The organism is Dyadobacter sp. HNCC25DJ183 (genome assembly GCF_056895175.1).
In genome coordinates this window covers 633,374-649,347 of the sequence record NZ_JBXHAP010000002.1, presented here as the reverse complement: position 1 = coordinate 649,347, position 15,974 = coordinate 633,374, and the positions used below count along the sequence as shown (strand labels likewise).

15 protein-coding genes are annotated in these 15,974 nt (G+C 44.9%); 8 read left to right on the top strand and 7 right to left on the bottom strand.

From position 1 onward, the window contains the following. The first annotated feature begins 2 nt into the window (after positions 1–2). The 4 genes from AC1XTG_RS06765 (at position 3) to AC1XTG_RS06750 (ending at position 4,892) form a co-directional block, all read left to right on the top strand. The gene (locus AC1XTG_RS06765) at positions 3–1,325 is read left to right on the top strand and encodes a sugar MFS transporter (RefSeq protein ID WP_056280367.1); all 1,323 of its coding nucleotides are present in this window, start codon (positions 3–5) and stop codon (positions 1,323–1,325) included. Between the two features lie 166 nt (positions 1,326–1,491). Further along, positions 1,492–2,673 (top strand): N-acetylglucosamine-6-phosphate deacetylase, encoded by a 1,182-nt coding sequence (nagA, locus tag AC1XTG_RS06760; protein WP_484841424.1) that lies wholly within the window; start codon positions 1,492–1,494, stop codon positions 2,671–2,673. A gap of 18 nt (positions 2,674–2,691) precedes the next feature. Next, positions 2,692–3,468 carry a glucosamine-6-phosphate deaminase gene (locus AC1XTG_RS06755; protein ID WP_056280362.1) on the top strand — a complete coding sequence of 259 codons (777 nt, stop codon included), beginning with the start codon at positions 2,692–2,694 and terminating at the stop codon, positions 3,466–3,468. A 44-nt stretch (positions 3,469–3,512) separates the two neighbouring features. After that, the gene (locus AC1XTG_RS06750) at positions 3,513–4,892 is read left to right on the top strand and encodes a putative oxidoreductase C-terminal domain-containing protein (protein WP_484841423.1); all 1,380 of its coding nucleotides are present in this window, start codon (positions 3,513–3,515) and stop codon (positions 4,890–4,892) included. Positions 4,893–4,973: 81 nt separating this feature from the next. Here AC1XTG_RS06750 and AC1XTG_RS06745 read toward each other — a convergent pair whose 3' ends face one another. Next, positions 4,974–7,094, bottom strand: coding sequence for a 2'-5' RNA ligase family protein (locus tag AC1XTG_RS06745; protein ID WP_484841422.1), 2,121 nt, complete (start codon positions 7,092–7,094; stop codon positions 4,974–4,976). 184 nt (positions 7,095–7,278) lie between these two features. Here AC1XTG_RS06745 and AC1XTG_RS06740 point away from each other — a divergent pair, with 184 nt between their 5' ends. Continuing rightward, the gene (locus AC1XTG_RS06740; RefSeq protein ID WP_056280356.1) at positions 7,279–7,872 is read left to right on the top strand and encodes a Uma2 family endonuclease; all 594 of its coding nucleotides are present in this window, start codon (positions 7,279–7,281) and stop codon (positions 7,870–7,872) included. Between the two features lie 19 nt (positions 7,873–7,891). Here AC1XTG_RS06740 and AC1XTG_RS06735 read toward each other — a convergent pair whose 3' ends face one another. Then, complete coding sequence (locus AC1XTG_RS06735; RefSeq protein ID WP_484841421.1) at positions 7,892–8,563, bottom strand: hypothetical protein; 672 nt, start codon at positions 8,561–8,563, stop codon at positions 7,892–7,894. Positions 8,564–8,639: 76 nt separating this feature from the next. Continuing rightward, positions 8,640–8,900 carry a hypothetical protein gene (locus AC1XTG_RS06730; RefSeq protein WP_484841420.1) on the bottom strand — a complete coding sequence of 87 codons (261 nt, stop codon included), beginning with the start codon at positions 8,898–8,900 and terminating at the stop codon, positions 8,640–8,642. Between the two features lie 405 nt (positions 8,901–9,305). On the opposite strand from AC1XTG_RS06730, the gene AC1XTG_RS06725 reads away from it, so the two are divergent. From AC1XTG_RS06725 to AC1XTG_RS06715, 3 genes are read left to right on the top strand one after another with little or no spacing between them, the layout of a single operon-like run. Further along, on the top strand, positions 9,306–9,728 hold the full coding sequence (locus AC1XTG_RS06725; protein ID WP_484841419.1) for a helix-turn-helix domain-containing protein: 423 nt from the start codon (positions 9,306–9,308) through the stop codon (positions 9,726–9,728). A 14-nt stretch (positions 9,729–9,742) separates the two neighbouring features. Continuing rightward, positions 9,743–10,228, top strand: a complete 486-nt coding sequence (locus AC1XTG_RS06720; RefSeq protein ID WP_484841418.1) for a nucleotidyltransferase family protein — start codon at positions 9,743–9,745, stop codon at positions 10,226–10,228. Between the two features lie 22 nt (positions 10,229–10,250). Next, positions 10,251–10,556, top strand: a complete 306-nt coding sequence (locus AC1XTG_RS06715) for a HepT-like ribonuclease domain-containing protein (protein ID WP_484841520.1) — start codon at positions 10,251–10,253, stop codon at positions 10,554–10,556. Positions 10,557–10,723: 167 nt separating this feature from the next. Here AC1XTG_RS06715 and AC1XTG_RS06710 read toward each other — a convergent pair whose 3' ends face one another. The 4 genes from AC1XTG_RS06710 to AC1XTG_RS06695 all read right to left on the bottom strand — a co-directional run bounded on the left by AC1XTG_RS06710 (position 10,724) and on the right by AC1XTG_RS06695 (position 15,945). Then, positions 10,724–12,520 carry an AAA family ATPase gene (locus tag AC1XTG_RS06710; RefSeq protein WP_484841417.1) on the bottom strand — a complete coding sequence of 599 codons (1,797 nt, stop codon included), beginning with the start codon at positions 12,518–12,520 and terminating at the stop codon, positions 10,724–10,726. Positions 12,521–12,674: 154 nt separating this feature from the next. Beyond that, positions 12,675–14,402 carry an FAD-dependent oxidoreductase gene (locus AC1XTG_RS06705; protein WP_484841416.1) on the bottom strand — a complete coding sequence of 576 codons (1,728 nt, stop codon included), beginning with the start codon at positions 14,400–14,402 and terminating at the stop codon, positions 12,675–12,677. Between the two features lie 86 nt (positions 14,403–14,488). Then, complete coding sequence (locus AC1XTG_RS06700) at positions 14,489–15,403, bottom strand: anti-sigma factor (RefSeq protein ID WP_484841415.1); 915 nt, start codon at positions 15,401–15,403, stop codon at positions 14,489–14,491. Then, on the bottom strand, positions 15,400–15,945 hold the full coding sequence (locus AC1XTG_RS06695; RefSeq protein WP_229238548.1) for an RNA polymerase sigma factor: 546 nt from the start codon (positions 15,943–15,945) through the stop codon (positions 15,400–15,402). The genes AC1XTG_RS06700 and AC1XTG_RS06695 overlap by 4 nt, the downstream gene beginning before the upstream one ends. Positions 15,946–15,974 lie beyond the last annotated feature (29 nt).

The following is a 15,974-nucleotide window of genomic DNA, read 5'->3' as shown; positions in this document are numbered from 1 at the left end:
ATATGAAAACAGCAACAGCCGCAATAAAAGTTGAGAACCTTACCCGTCAGGAAACGACCATTTCCATTTTCCTGATCGGGGTAATGTTTTTCATTTTCGGATTCATTTCCTGGGTCAATTCGATATTGATCCCTTATTTCAAAATCGCCTGCGAGCTCACCAGTTTTCAGGCTTACCTCGTCGCATTCGCATTCTACATTGCCTATTTCGTGATGTCGGTACCTTCTTCATTTTTATTGAAGAAGGTTGGTTTTAAAAAGGGTATGATGTTCGGGTTCTGGTCGATGGCTTTGGGCGCATTCATTTTTGTGCCCGCCGCCATGACCCGTACTTACGAGATATTCCTGCTTGGTCTTTTTACCATCGGTATCGGTCTGGCTATCCTGCAAACTGCCGCAAACCCTTACATTACCATTTTGGGTGCCAAGGAAAGAGCCGCCCAGCGAATCAGTATCATGGGGATCTGCAATAAAGCAGCGGGTATTTTGTCGCCCATTGTGTTTGCAGCCGTTATCCTGAAACCGACCGACACGGACCTATTCGCGCAGCTCAGTTCAATGACAGACATTGAAAGAAGCGCCGCGCTGGACGAGCTGATCCGTCGCGTGATCAATCCGTATATCGCATTGGGTACGTTCTTGTTTGTGCTGGGTATCCTGGTATTCAAATCGCCACTGCCGGAGATCGATACCGAACACGAGAGTGAGGAGATAGCAACTGCCAATGCGGGGAAAACGAGCATTTTCCAGTTCCCTCACCTGATCCTGGGTGCATTGGCGATTTTCCTGCACGTAGGCACGCAGGTAATCGCGATCGACACCATTATCGGTTATGCCAATTCAATGGGCATTGACTTACTGGAAGCGAAGGTTTTTCCTTCCTACACTTTGTTCTGCACGATCTGCGGGTACCTGATCGGTATTACGGTTATTCCGAAATTCATCAGTCAAGTCAATGCATTACGCATTTGCACGATCCTGGGTACCGTGTTTTCCCTGCTTATTATTTTCACAAAAGGGCAGGTTAACTTCCTCGGACACGAGACCGACATTTCGATCTGGTTTGTGGTATTGCTTGGCTTAGCCAACTCACTGGTTTGGGCAGGCATCTGGCCGCTTGCATTGGATGATCTGGGCCGCTTTACTAAGCTAGGTGCCTCAATCATGATCATGGGACTCTGCGGAAACGCAATCATGCCGCTCTTCTACGGCTACTTCGCCGATCAGTTTGACGTAAGGCAGGCGTATTGGGTATTGATTCCTTGTTATTTGTACCTGGTGTTTTATGCCGTGAAGGGGCATAAGTTGAGGAGGTGGGGCTTCTAAATGCTGTCGGCTTTCGGCAGTCGGCTGTCGGCTTTTGTCACCCTGAGCGCAGTCGAAGGGTAAAGGCGACCGCTCTGGTATTAAGGACATCCTGCATTCTGCTTCGACTGCGCTCAGCATGACAAAGTGGTTGGGCAAGCCCGATGGTAAAATCTAATATTTTGAAATGAAAACAAAAATCACAAACGGCACACTAATCACCCCTTACCGCTATATCAAAAACGGTACGCTGGTAATAGAGGAAGGAAAAATCATTGGCATTCATCAGGGAGATATTCATGTACCTGACGCGCAGGTAATCGACGCAAACGGACATTACATCGCACCTGGCTTCATCGACATTCACATTCACGGTGGTGGCGGACATGATTTTATGGATGGAAGTGTGGAAGCCTTTTTAGGAATTGCTGAAACGCATGCCAAATATGGCACGACAGCAATGGTGCCCACTACTTTAACAAGTGAAAAGGCTGATTTGCTGGAAACGCTGGATTTGTATGAAAAAGCAAATGCAGTGAATACAAACGGCGCGCAGTTTCTCGGGATGCATTTGGAAGGTCCCTATTTCGCATTGAGCCAGCGGGGCGCCCAGGATCCGCGTTATATCCGCAATCCTGATCCTGCCGAATATGAAGAAGTGCTGGCTTATTCTTCTTCCATTACCCGGTGGAGTGCTGCGCCGGAGTTGCCGGGGGCTATTGATTTTGGTAAAAGATTAAGACAAAAAGGCATTCTGGCCGCAGTAGCGCATACCGACGCTATTTATGAGGAGGTTTTGGATGCATTTGAAAATGGCTATACGCTTGCCACGCATCTATATTCAGCAATGTCGGGTGTAACGCGGCGGAATGCATTGAGGTACGCGGGTACCATTGAAAGCGCTTTTTTGCTGGATATGGACGTGGAAATTATCGCCGACGGGGTGCATTTACCTGCGCCGCTTTTGAAGCTGATCTATAAAATCAAAGGAGCCGATCGCATTGCATTGATTACCGACGCCATGCGCGCCGCAGGAATGCCCGAAGGGGAAAGTACGCTGGGCTCGCTTAAAAACGGGTTGAAAGTAATTGTGGAAGACGGTGTGGCCAAGCTGCCCGACCGTACTTCGTTTGCAGGAAGCGTGTCAACAGCCGACAGGCTGATCAGGACGATGGTTCAAATGGCGGATGTTTCGCTGCTGGATGCAGTGAGAATGGCGAGTTTGACACCTGCAAGAATCATGGGAGTGGACCAGCGAAAAGGCTCCCTAGTGGCTGGGAAAGATGCTGATATTGTAATTTTTGACCAAAACATATCAGTACAAAAAACCATCGTGAAAGGAAAAGTAATCTACAATAACGCTATATAAGTATTAACAACACGAGAGATGAAAGTTGACAATCTGGAAATAAAGATTTTTGATACAAGAAAAGAAATGGGCACTGATGCGGCTCGCTTAGTAGCAGACAAGATCAGGGAATTGCAGGTCTCAAAAGATACATTGAACATCATTTTCGCCTCGGCGCCTTCTCAAAATGAATTCCTGGATGCATTGAAGGAAGAGGAAGGAATTGCCTGGGAAAAGATCAATGCATTTCACATGGACGAATATGTAGGTATCCCTGCCGATGCGCCGCAAAACTTTGGCTACTTTTTAAAAGTACGTCTGTTCGATTTCAAACCGCTTAAATCGGTTAACTACCTCGACGGAAATGCAGCTGACCTCGATGCGGAATGCAAGCGATATGCGCAGCTGCTGCTCGATAACCCTACCGATATTGTTTGTCTGGGTATTGGTGAAAACGGGCATTTGGCATTCAACGATCCGCATGTGGCGTTTTTTGATGATCCGCAGGTTGTAAAACAGGTGGAGCTTGACGATGCTTGCCGCCAACAGCAGGTAAATGACGCGTGTTTTGATACGTTCAATGAGGTACCTGCCACTGCATTGACGCTTACGATCCCTACTTTGATGAAGGCCAAATATGCTTTTTGCATTGTTCCGGGAGAGAAAAAGGCGCAGGCGATTGCCCATACCGTTGAGGAAGATATTCAGGAATTGTACCCGTCGACGATCCTGCGCAACCACCCGAATGCAATTCTTTTTATCGATAAAGCGAGTTCAGGGATGCTCAAAGAAATTTCGTCTTACAGTCAGGCATAGTTCGTTTTGAAACTATCTTGCACCTGTTACATCAACCCATTCAAATGAGAAAACAACTCTTGACAACCGCTTTATTAAGCGCAATGGCATTCAACCAGGCATGTAATACGAAAAAGGAAGAAGGTAAAAGTGAGGAGTCGAAAAAACCGCTCAGCCTGATCGTGGTGGAGCCCGGTCACTTCCACGCGGCGCTTGTTCAGAAATCCATGTATGACGATGTAGACTCTGTCGTGCACGTGTATGCCTCCGAAGGTCCCGATGTGAAGGCATATCTCGACAAAGTGGAGAAGTACAATTCCGCGCCCGAGAACCCGACGCATTGGAAAGAAGAAGTATATACCGGCACCGATTTCATGGACAAAATGCTGTCTGAGAAAAAAGGGAATGTGGTGGTGTTGGCCGGAAATAATCAGAAGAAAACGGACTATATCAAACGTTCTGTTGACGCGGGCTTGAATGTGCTTGCCGACAAACCAATGGCGATCGACGCGGCTGGTTTTGATAAATTGAAAGACGCATTTGAAAGTGCAAAAAAGAACAATGTGCTGCTATATGATATCATGACCGAGCGTTATGAGATCACCAACACACTGCAACGCGAGCTGGCTGCGCTTCCTGAGATTTTTGGTGAGTTGCAAAAAGGTACACCTGAAAATCCTTCCGTGATGAAGGAAAGTGTACACCACTATTTCAAATACATTTCCGGCGAGCCGCTGGTACGCCCCACGTGGTTTTTTGATGTAAAACAACAAGGCGAAGGCATGGTGGACGTGACTACGCACCTGGTTGATTTGGTTCAATGGAGCGCATTTCCGGATGTGACTTTGGATTACCAAAAAGACATGGAGCTGCTCAGCTCAAAACGCACCGCTACGCAGTTGACACCATCGCAATTCAAGCTGGTAACCAAAAGCGAAACTTTCCCTGACTTCCTGAAAAAAGATGTGAAGGATACCATTTTGAATGTGTATTCAAATGGTGAAATGACCTACAAGCTGAAAGGAGTACATGCAAAAGTCTCTGTTCTATGGAATTTTCAGGCTCCCGAAGGTACCGGCGACACGCATTACTCGATCATGAAAGGTTCAAAATCCAACCTGATCGTACGTCAGGGTAAAGAGCAGAAATACAAACCTGTGCTTTACATTGAAACCAAAGACAAGAGCAAAGGATATGAAGACGCAGTTGCAGCTGCATTCAAACCGGTTCAGGACAAATACCCTGGTATTGAATTGAAAAAAATCGCTGCCGGCTGGGAGATTACGATTCCTGCGAAATACGACACAGGCCACGAATCGCACTTCGCACAGGTTGCGAATGCCTATATGGGATTCCTCAAAGCAGGCAAGCTGCCGGAATGGGAAGTACCGAATATGATTGCGAAATATTGGCTGACGACGGAGGCGCTGAAGAAGGCGAAATGATTGCATGACCCCTTTTTCCGTCGGTTGAAACCGACGGAAATGGATTTGGCGAGTAGCGCGGAGCGCTGCTCGCTTTTTTTGTTAGAACAAATTCAACTGATTATCAGACGCAAACCCTTTTCCTAGCATGGGCAATTCATCGATTACGTCGAACTGTCGTCTGTTACTATTGAATTTTCTGATTGTAATTCTGTCGCAGCGAAATTCAGCTTTAAACTCTGTGAAAAGTGAATAAGCAATTTCAATCCATTCTGGTTGAAGTTTTCGGCCAATTGACATGTGGGGTACTTTAAACAGCTCCATCCAACCTTCCGTTAACTCCTTCAAAAACTCTGAGTTAAGTTCTCCCTTAAACTTTTTAGACGCTGCTACGATCTCTTTCGATGAATCAATGGTAGGCTGAATGTAAAATGCGCCGTTGGTCGGAAAATGTTTAAATCCATGCAACTTAATATCAAATGGATCTAGGCCTTCAATTATTTTTTTGAATTCTTTGAGCAGTATTGGATAGTCACTTTCATAAGCATGAAATTCGAACAAAGTAATGTGCGCCTCTGAATTTACGCTGTTAAAAAAGCCGCCAATTGCTTGTTTCAAAGCATTTTTCATTCCTTTTACTTTTTCAATAATGTCAGCTGGCGGCCTGATCACGATAGAGTATCTAACTGGCTGTTCCCTTTTGAAGATTTCTTTGTATTGCTCTTCGACAAGTTGAATTTGTTCGTGTTCTAATTCATCAAACTCTTTATCTACTGCTCTTCGGGACAATCGTCCTTCGTTTTGCTCTAAAAACTTGATAACCAATTCAACTTTTTTATCTGACATTAGAACATCATCATTTAATCGTGTTTTGAAGGTGTCACGGTTTTCCAGTTGCTTAATACCGTTCGGAATAATATTCGCTATTGTGTAGGCAATGCAATCAAATAGAAATTCAGCTTGTTTTGTAGCGTCAAAAAAACGGTAATAATCAGTCGTTTCATTTTTGACTTCTACGTTATTGTCTGCTGCAATGGCCCATTCAATAAAGGGTAAGATCGGACGTGAATAATGCTCTAAGACAGCCTGATACTCACCTATTCTTTCAAGAATGGCAGCTGAAACAGGAAATATCATCCCCTCGGGACTAAACTTGTTTCGGGCAAGCAAATGGTGTATGATATACCGATGAATACGGCCATTACCATCAATGAAAGGGTGAATAAATACAAAGCCGAATGCAATCGATGCTGCGATTAGAACAGGATGATATTCTTTCTCAGTCATCAGTTTGGCAGCTTCCAAGAGGCCGCTAAGCAGGGAGTCTAGATCTTCCCATCTAGCTGAAATGTGATCGGGCTTGGGTGCGCCTGTTACTTTATCATGCTCACCAACAAAACCATTTTGTTTCCGAAATCCCAACTTGAGCTTTTTTGTATCGCCAAGCACGATCTGCTGCAAGCGTAGAAATTCCTCAGATGAAAGCTCTTTACTTCCAGCCTGGGCAGTTGCTATCCCCCAATCAGAGGCCCGTGTTTGAGACGGAGACTCTCCCTCAATCCAAAAGGAAGACTTTGAATCTTTTAAGATCAAAAACGCAGAAGTCCTGAGCAAGATGTCTTCGCGAACGCTTGTTAGCATTTCATAAGTTTCCTGCTCCAATTTCTTATCAATGTATTCTTCAAGCTTGACTGACTTAAATATCAATGGGCAAAAGTCAATAGTTCCTGGCAAATTATTACGAATGCGCTGCCGGGGAACATTCACAGACTTTTTAAGAGTGTACTGTAAATTTTCATTCAGCAATTCCACATAGTTTCCATTCTTCAAATCAGGTATATCGAGCGGCTGCGGCATAAGCCATTCGTACAAAAACCAAACGCGCCTACTGTATTGCCCATTTGGTTGCGATCTAATTAAAGTTTCAACTCCTTCTCTACCGATGACATCAAATAGCTTTTTGAAGAAAAGAAGATTAACTCCTTCATATTTTAGCGCAAATACCAGGTGCCCGTAGAGACTGTCCGATGGTTTATGTCTGGGTGTGTAGACTTTCCAACCTTTGGTTGAATACAGTTTATGACGACTTCCTATAAGTGACAAGGTATCCGGTAAAGGGAGCGGCAGGGCGAGTGTATCAATGACCGCTCCATACCCAACTAACTCTGCTTCTTCCGGTGCTTCTCGTCCATGAAAAGTGGTTATCGCTCGTGAAAAATGCATATTTTAATGTCTTGTTCTCGATGCACTAGCCATGCTATACATCAGAGTCCTTCTAACAAGTTACAAAGTTGTGAATATCACCTATTTATCGTGAAAAACGCTTAAATCATGTTTTTTTTATGAAAAACGCATACAACTTCAATTTTGTCTTTCGCCACATCCCAATCCATAGCATTCATAACAAATGAAAATATTAGACCTTGACCAGCTTGATCTTAACAAAACATACTCCTACGCCGACTACCTCAAATGGCAGTTCGATGAGCGTATTGAGTTGATCAAAGGCAAGATTTTCAAAATGTCGCCCGCGCCTGCTACCAGGCACCAGCAATATGTAGGCGAGATCTTTCGGCAGATTAGTAATCACTTGCATCGCAACACTTGCAAGGTTTTCGTCGCGCCTTTTGATGTGAGACTAACACCATCTCAAAAGACGGACTCTACGAAAATCCATACAGTAGTACAGCCAGACATCTGCGTGGTTTGTGATCCCTCTAAAATCGATGCAAAAGGCTGCATTGGTGCTCCAGACTTGATTATTGAGGTTCTATCCCCCGGAAATACGCAGAAGGAGATGAATGAAAAATTTGAGATCTATCGGGAAAATGGCGTGAAGGAATATTGGCTGGTGGAGCCGAATGACCGTATTGTGCTGGTGTATGTGCTTGATGAAAGTGGCAAGTATATTGGGCTGAAACCCTTTACGGAATCCGAAACTTTGACTTCCCAGTCGCTCGATTCATTTAAGCTTTTAGTGAAAGAGATTTTTGAGGTTTAGCAGGTCCGCCATTGATATACTACCTACTCTTCCCCTCAAACAATGTCACCCCAACTTTCCCAAATAATCCCTTGCCCGAAATCCCGCTTCTCTTGTCACTCCGTTTTGAAACCATCAAATCGTCTCTATACTCCGCCGAAACGGTTAGTCGCGACCATTTGAAACCGACAGAAGCTGATGACACCGGGGCGACGCGCTGAAAGCCGAAAACGTCTTTAATAACTCTGTCTCCGTCGCGGGCTTCGCGTTGGACGATTGAGATAAAGGCATTTCCTCCTATTTTGCCGTCGACAAAAAACTTAAATTGTGATTCCGGATTCAGGTACAGCCTCAATCCCGCATCCGCCGCAACCCTGTGATGCAGTTCGCGGGTATAATAATGCGCCGTAGTTTGGCTGGGATAATGAAAAAGTTGCGGATGCACCTTCTTCTGCGCATAACCTACTTGCCCCATCACAGACCATCGCGGATTGAGGGATTTTTCAAAATAGATCCCCCCGCCCCACGAGCGATCCGAAGAAAAATACAGGTCCTCTTCCCCGTAATTTACATCGGCTGCGTAGCTTTTGTGGTACCAATCACGTCCATACTCAGCCTGAATGCCGATTTCCCATCCTGCCACTTTCTGGGCTTTTGCGGAAAATGAAAGGCTAACAAGCGCCATTGCCAAAATCGTAAACAACTTTCTCATACACGTTCTCGAAAAAAAGGTAAAACACATTGATTTCGAACGCTATATAATCATTTTCATCTAAAATTTTTCATCTTTAATCAGGAGAAGATTCTCCCAACCTGATCCGCTCCACGTTCTCGAAAAAATCAAGGAGCTGTTTGAAGGAAAAGTACGTATTACTCAGGTTGGGAGCGTAGCCCAAGTCTTTTAGAGCGAGAATATACCCGCCAAACATCGTCCAGAGTTCCTCCTTCCACCGCTCGACCGCGCTGCTACTGAGCAACTCGCTTACCTCCTCGCCGTAAGCCAGCAACATTGCGCCAGAAGGTGGGGTTGTGTGTGTGTTTGTGTTCATTTTTTGTGAGATTTAACGGTGTGAAACAATGCTTGATAGTAGCGTCCTGCATGTGTGCTTCGACCGCAGCGGCGGCCGCTCCGCTCAGCATGACAAAGGTGAGGTAACTAAGCTTTGTCACCCGAAGCGACCACCCCTTGTCACCCTGAGCGGAGTCGAAGGGCCTAGCGACAAAGCCTCTTGCACGTGATGCTTCGACTGCGCTCAGCATGACAAAGGCGAGCTCTCCAACCCTTGTCACCCTGAGCGCAGTCGAAGGGCCGACGCGGCAGCCACAAACTTCCTATCACCTCATCAAATAACCAACCTAACAAAACTGTGAATAACTCAACTCTCTCCGTAAATTACCCGAAAACTTCCCGCCATATTTATATAAATTGCCTTTTCAACAAAATCGCGCTTTGTATGACACATACTACCTCCAACCCCAAGATCCACGAAGGCCGCAACCTGAAACGCTTCCGCGAAATGCTCGGAATCAAACAAGATGTGCTCGCTTTCGAGCTCGGCGAAGACTGGAACCAGCAAAAAGTTTCGCTCCTCGAACAAAAAGAAAAAATTGACGCCGACATTCTCGAACAAGTTTCCGCAATCCTTAAAATCCCCGCCGAGGCAATTCGGAATTTTGATGAGGAGCAGGCTATTAATGTAATTTCAAATACATTTCACGACGGCGCATTTATTGGAAGTTCTGAAATAACTTACCATAATAATCCGCTCGCCGAAATACGGAAATTGAACGAAGAGAAAATGGAACTTTATGAACGGATGTTGAAGGAGAAGGATGAAATGATGGGGAGGTTGGAGCGGTTGATTTTGAGTAAATAATAGCTCAAACCGCTATGACAGACGAAGAAAAATCTCTGGATTTGGAAAAGAAGATACTTCTCGGAATGCAAAAGACATTTGAAAGCGTTCTTGAATTTAAAAGGCAGAAGAATTCCGCTTTGGTAGTGATGAGAGACGGCGAAATTGTAAAGATTTGGCCCAAGGATTTTCATACATTGAAAAGGAAAGACAACGAAATGAACAAGCTGGAAAACTATAAAGAAGCGATCGTGAAACTTTGTAGAGCACACAAAGTGAAAAGCTTATATGCATTCGGGTCTGTTCTAACGGATCGATTCGACGGAGATAGTGACATTGATCTAATCGTCGACTTCACTCCAATGCAAGTCGAAGATTATGTAGATAACTACTTTGATTTTAAATTCTCGTTACAAGATATTTTCAAGCGTCCAGTTGACCTACTAGAAGAAAAAGCGATTAAAAACCCATATTTCCTGCAAAATATAAATCAGCAAAAGCAGCTTGTGTATGGACAATGAGATCAAAACCTAGCTATATGACATTCTAAATGCAATCGCAGAAATCGATAGCTTCTTCGCCGACCGACCCATGCTATTTGCCAACTACCAAGCTGATTTACGCACAAAACGCGCCGTCGAAAGAAACATTGAAATCATTGGCGAGGCAATGAATCGTATTATCAAGAAGGATAGCACCATTCAAATCACTAATTCACGAAAGCTCGTCGATGTTCGAAATCGGATCATTCATGGTTATGATTCGGTTTCGGATGATATTATTTGGGGGATTGTGGTGAGGCACTTGCCGATACTAAGAGCAGAGGTCATGTTACATTTAAAAGAATAGGGCAAATTATAAGAAGGCACTCAATAATAAATACTAAGTTCACGTAAACACTAATTGGCTTCTAAATGCCCCCCCAGCCCGTTGCAGAGACTTTTATAAAGAAATAGAAACTCATATTACAAAATAGCTGTCTTACCTGCATCACCATTATAGTTGACTGCGGTACTTCACTCATTTAACCTACTTGTAAAGTAATTTACCACCTTTTCCAAATTATCGACAGTTGCGGTTGATAAACTTAACTGAACATTCTCAACATATAACTCTTGAATACTTCTATTAAATATTTTTTTCGAAAAACTATCCTCAGAGGGATAATTTTGTTTTTGAATTTTCAACTTATCATCAACTAAAAAAAGGTCTTCGGTCTCAAAATTGGTCCAAGCACTGTCAATATCTTGATAAGTAATGATTAACTCCTGTATACTTTCGCCAAAAAGCTCCAAATATCTATTCTTCTGTTTTAAGCCCTCCTTATCCGAATCTAGTAATACAAAGAATTTTGTCCCCCAGCCTAGATACAGGCTTATCAAGCTTTCAAGATTACTTGCGCTTGTACCTGGAATTATTCTTAAAATTTCTTTTTTCCCCAAATAAATCTCTTGAAAATAGCTATACGTATAAAAATCATTTTTCCCTTCGGTAATAACGATTTTTGGAACTAATTCTAAGTTTGTCGGTCGATAATCTAATACCTCTAAAATCGGCTGAAAATAGTTGCTTTGGTTTGGGTACTTTACTGCAAATTCGCGATACTTATGAATCTTAATATTAGTATTTTTTGAATTATAGTTTAATTCATCTTCATAGTCAATCGCCTCATTTTTTATAACAAAGGTATTTTCAATCCATTTTGGATTTATCAAATAGTGACTGTGAGTAGTATAGATCACTTTCGGAAGTTTTTCAAAACTTTTTAATAGTTCTGTCTGAGCAGAGGGGTGCAAATTTGATGCAGGCTCATCGAAGAGAAATAATGCATTACTATGCTTTTTCCTAAATGTTCTAAATTGAGTAAGCAAAATGTACACAAAAAACCAGCGAAATCCTAAGGATCTTTCCACAATTCTATATGTATCTACGTCATCCTTAATATTGAACTCTAAATATGCGCCTACCGCGTCACTACCCGCAAATAAAACAATTTCTGTTTTTGATATCTCCTTGTTGAATATTTGATTCCATTTCTTAAATATAATCTCGGTAAGTTGCTTTTGCATTTTACCCAATAGACTAGTTAAATTTCGTCGATCCTTTTCGTCAGAGGATAGTATTCGTTCAATCAAATGACTTTCTATATTAGTCCCATTGTCTAATGAATCTAATACGTCCTGAATGATTATCTGATAAAATTTATGTTTGGAGTCAGGATGTGATGAATTTAAATATATCTTTTCAGGAAACTCGAAAAGAAAATTTGGGAAGTAGAGAATGCTCGGCATTCGTTTTTTTATTACCCCATTCGCTATTAGAGCACGCTCGTTATCCAGCTTAACAACTTTTCTTGCTTTCCCAATGGTGGCTTCAAAAGATGAATTCCATAGTGATCTATCTTTATCCACCAAATGAACAGAATTTTCAAAGTGATACTCCTGAGTATACGAGATGTTACGAGATATATCTTTTAGGTGTATGTCTTGTTTTTTGAATGCTTTTGTAATCTCTTCAATGTCGGTCTCGTCCAGTTCAATTCCAGCCTCAACAGAAATTTTTCCGTTGAAATTGTCCCTTTTGTTTATTGGTATAAGATTGTAAATATCCTTTTCTCGTTCAGAACCAAGATTAAGCGCATCAAGAGTTTCAGGTTTGTGTGCGAAGTAATTAATTGCTTCAAGAACCGTAGTCTTTCCACTTTCATTAAGTCCTACAAGAGCAAATACTTTTGACACGGGACTTTTGCTGATATCAAGCTTTTGAGATTCTATCCCCTTAAAGTTTTCAAATTTAAAATATGTAAATCTCATGGACAGAATTAGGATAAGTTTGCATGTAGCAATCTACCAACTTTTCAATATTTTTTCCACAATTATTGCAAGATTGATATGCACACAGTCGAACATCTATTAGACTCACATCAGCTAGGTAATTCGTGGAGGTATAATATTGACGTTTATTCAATCAATCTATTATCCCCTTCCACTCCAACTCCACCCCCTCCCCCACTAAAAACCCCTGAAACCCCTCCAATAACCCTTTCTCCTCCCGCACCTTTTTCGGAATCACCTTCTTCTCCAAAGCAAACTTCACCAACAACCCCACAGCCTCCCCAATGCTCCATTCAACCGGATGCAGGCGGTAACAGCCATTTGTAATGTGCGTGGTGCCGATGTTCTTGTTGGCGGGAAGCAGATTTTCCATGCGTATGGGCAGCAGGGCGCCGAGGGGGATTTGGAATGGCAGGGAGGCGAAATCGATGTAATTGTCGCCGGCGCTGCTGGGGTGGAGGTCGATGTGGTAGTAGCCGATGCCGACGCTGTCAGGGAAGAAGGCGGCTTTGGTTTTGTCGCCGGGCGCACCGTTTGTGACGGCCATTTCGCGGTTTACGGCGCCGACGTGCTCTTCCTTGATGGTGAAAAGTGCCTTGATGCGCCGCGATTCGCGGACGTAGGGGTATTTGGCGAGGCCGTCGTCGGTGCCCATGATGTCTTTCCGGAGGCGGATGCCGGGCCAGCCTTTGCCGCCGTCGGGGCGCGGAGCCTCGGTTTGCAGCCAGTAAAGCAGCGAGAGGCTGAGCTGTTTGGCGCGGTCGATGTGCTTTCGGAAATCCTTTTCGCTGGCGCCGATGAGGTTGCCGAGCATATAATCGTTTTGCGGCCAGTTGACGATCGTAATGTCGCCCGCGTAGGTGCCGGGCGTGAAGTTCTGACGGCTGATGATGCGGCGGTAAAGCCAGAGGTTGAGCGCATCGCCTGTTTTGATTCCTTCCGGATGGAAGCCGAGCGTTTTCGGTTCGAGGGTTTTGGGATTGGAGTACGCCAGGTCCAGCAGCCTGCCCGACCAGGGTTTGCTCATTTTGGGGACGTGGTTTCGCCAGAAATCGTATTCGGCGGGCTTTTCGATGACGTGGTTTTCGCCCGGCCGGTAGTCGATCGCATAACACATCGTGAATGCCTGCACATTGTCGGGGTTACCTTTTTCGGGGGCGTGGAGCTCGCCGGTTTCGGCTTTGGACTCGGTGCCGGTGACGAACTCGGCGCCGGTTATCGGCAGCAGGTCGCCCAGCTCGGTGGCATCGGCAAAATACGGCGCCGACAAGGTAACCCGCCGGCCCGTGCGCGTGCTCACGACATCGAGCGACTTCACGCAGTTGCCCTGCACTTCGGCCGAAACGGCTTTGTGCTCGGTGAGGAGCGTAAGCCTGCCGGAACTTATGTAAGGCGCCAGCATTTCGTTCAGCACCGCCACCGCCACACGCGGCTCACAGCAAATCCGCGACACCGCCCCATCGCCCGGATTGAGGTATTTACGGCTTTTGGCTTCGTCGGTGAGGGGATAATGTTTGATATAATATTCCCGTATCGCATTGCGGAAATCGCGGTAAGCTTTCGGCGCGCCGTGCGTTTCGATCCACTGATGCTCGTCCGGCGGGACGCCTTGCTGGGAAATCTGCCCGCCGATCCAGTCGGTCTCTTCGGTGAGGATTACGGTTAATCCGTTTCTCAAAGCGGCGAGCGAGGCGGCGCAGCCGCCGAGTCCACCGCCGGCGACTATCAAATCCGCAGTTAGGGTTTCCTGCGACTTGCTGTTATGCAAAAAAGGTTCGGACTGTTTAGCCGAACCTTCTGAAATTGTATTTACGAATGCACCTGTCAGTGCGATGTTACCTAGGAAATTACGACGCTTCATTGTTTACACTTACTAGTTAAAAATGCCTTATCATGCTGAGCGCACCGGGCCGCCGGGCGGTCGAAGCAACGTGCACGATGCGAAAATCAGCTCACTTTACCCATTACGTACATTTCCTCCATTGTTGGCGAAGGTACGCCGCCTTCTTTTTCCAAGGTAATGGCAAATGCAACTGCGCCAGGTTTGGTGCTTTTCATCTTAAGTACTTTCCCGGCGAAATCCTTGTCAAGCATTCCTATATCCACCGGCTTGTCATCTACAATCGTCCACAGTTGATATTGCTTCCCGGCAGGTGCAACAGGCAGGTTCTGCACATCTAGCATTACTTCGTTCGTCTGCTGGTTCCAGAATGCCGCCACACTGCTTTCCGGAGACTTCGGCATACCGGCCATTTTGACCACCTTATATTGTGGGTTCCGGTACATTCCCGCAAGCGACTCTGTATAGGCAAGATTGTTTTTCATTCCTTCCATTTCGCCACGCATACTGCCGACTTCAGCAGCCAGCTGCTCGTTACTGCTCTTATACCCGCTGATCTGCGTGGCCGACCAGCCTGCAAAAAGCGCTAGCAGAATAGCAGCCGCAGCTGCAACTTTCGCCCAAAGCGGAGTTACTTCTCTCGTCTCAACCACTACCCTTTCAAACGCGTCTCCTATTACCCTGCCACCATCAGCCTCCACAACCCTGGGCGCCTCGATGCTGTCGTTTGCTATTACTTCTTCCTGAGTGCCGGTAGTATTACCGTTTTGCGTGTCATTATTTATTTCACCAGCCGAATCGAAGTTCATCATAGCGAAAATCGATTCTTTCAATGAAGCCGGAGGTGGTGTTTGATGTTTCAATGCATATTCTTCCAAAGCATTCTCAGTTCTCATCAACTCTTCCTTGATCTCCGGATAAATATGAGACATACACTCGACCTCCTGTTTTTCCTGAGGAGAAACAGTGCCCAATACATATTCTTCCAATATGCCGGACTCTATGTATGCTTGGATATTCATGCTGCAAAGTATTGTTTTAACTCTTGTAACGCGGTTCGGATCCTCGATTTAACCGTGCCCAGCGGAATGCTCAGCTCCTCGGAAATCTCTTCATGAGTGTACCCCTGGAAATAAGCCATGTCAATGAGAATTTTTCGCTCGGGACGAAGCATATCTATGATTGCCTTCATATCCGAACTCGTTGTCTGTAAATCTTCGTACGCGTCTTTTTCATTCCTCACCGCTATGTCTTCAATATCATCCATTGCCGGCTTTCTACCTTCCACCCGCACCGCGTCAATCGCGCCGTTACGCGCTATGTTCATAATCCATGTAAACAGCCGTCCTTTCTCCGGATTGTATGAAGCTATATTCTTCCAGATTTTAACGAAGGATTCCTGTAACACATCTGCGGCTTTCTCCTCGTCCCTTAATGTTTTTGAAATGATATTAAACAAAGCGCCCGAGTAATGGTCGTACAGGAAATCAAATGCCACCTTCTCATTCCTTTTGAGAGCCAGCACGAGTTCCTCTTCCGAGTATTTTACCTTGCTTGTCGCCAAGAGTCGCTTAATAGTTAATTGTGCATTAC

Bases quoted from the DNA above. Each gene is read 5' to 3' on its own strand.
- AC1XTG_RS06710 (WP_484841417.1), bottom strand. From the start codon at position 12,520: ATGAGATTTACATATTTTAAATTTGAAAACTTTAAGGGGATAGAATCT.
- AC1XTG_RS06735 (WP_484841421.1), bottom strand. From the start codon at position 8,563: ATGAGAAAGTTGTTTACGATTTTGGCAATGGCGCTTGTTAGCCTTTCA.
- AC1XTG_RS06730 (WP_484841420.1), bottom strand. From the start codon at position 8,900: ATGAACACAAACACACACACAACCCCACCTTCTGGCGCAATGTTGCTG.
- AC1XTG_RS06705 (WP_484841416.1), bottom strand. From the start codon at position 14,402: ATGAAGCGTCGTAATTTCCTAGGTAACATCGCACTGACAGGTGCATTC.
- AC1XTG_RS06740 (WP_056280356.1), top strand. From the start codon at position 7,279: ATGAAAATATTAGACCTTGACCAGCTTGATCTTAACAAAACATACTCC.
- AC1XTG_RS06765 (WP_056280367.1), top strand. From the start codon at position 3: ATGAAAACAGCAACAGCCGCAATAAAAGTTGAGAACCTTACCCGTCAG.
- AC1XTG_RS06750 (WP_484841423.1), top strand. From the start codon at position 3,513: ATGAGAAAACAACTCTTGACAACCGCTTTATTAAGCGCAATGGCATTC.
- AC1XTG_RS06725 (WP_484841419.1), top strand. From the start codon at position 9,306: ATGACACATACTACCTCCAACCCCAAGATCCACGAAGGCCGCAACCTG.
- nagA (WP_484841424.1), top strand. From the start codon at position 1,492: ATGAAAACAAAAATCACAAACGGCACACTAATCACCCCTTACCGCTAT.
- AC1XTG_RS06755 (WP_056280362.1), top strand. From the start codon at position 2,692: ATGAAAGTTGACAATCTGGAAATAAAGATTTTTGATACAAGAAAAGAA.
- AC1XTG_RS06700 (WP_484841415.1), bottom strand. From the start codon at position 15,403: ATGAATATCCAAGCATACATAGAGTCCGGCATATTGGAAGAATATGTA.
- AC1XTG_RS06720 (WP_484841418.1), top strand. From the start codon at position 9,743: ATGACAGACGAAGAAAAATCTCTGGATTTGGAAAAGAAGATACTTCTC.
- AC1XTG_RS06745 (WP_484841422.1), bottom strand. From the start codon at position 7,094: ATGCATTTTTCACGAGCGATAACCACTTTTCATGGACGAGAAGCACCG.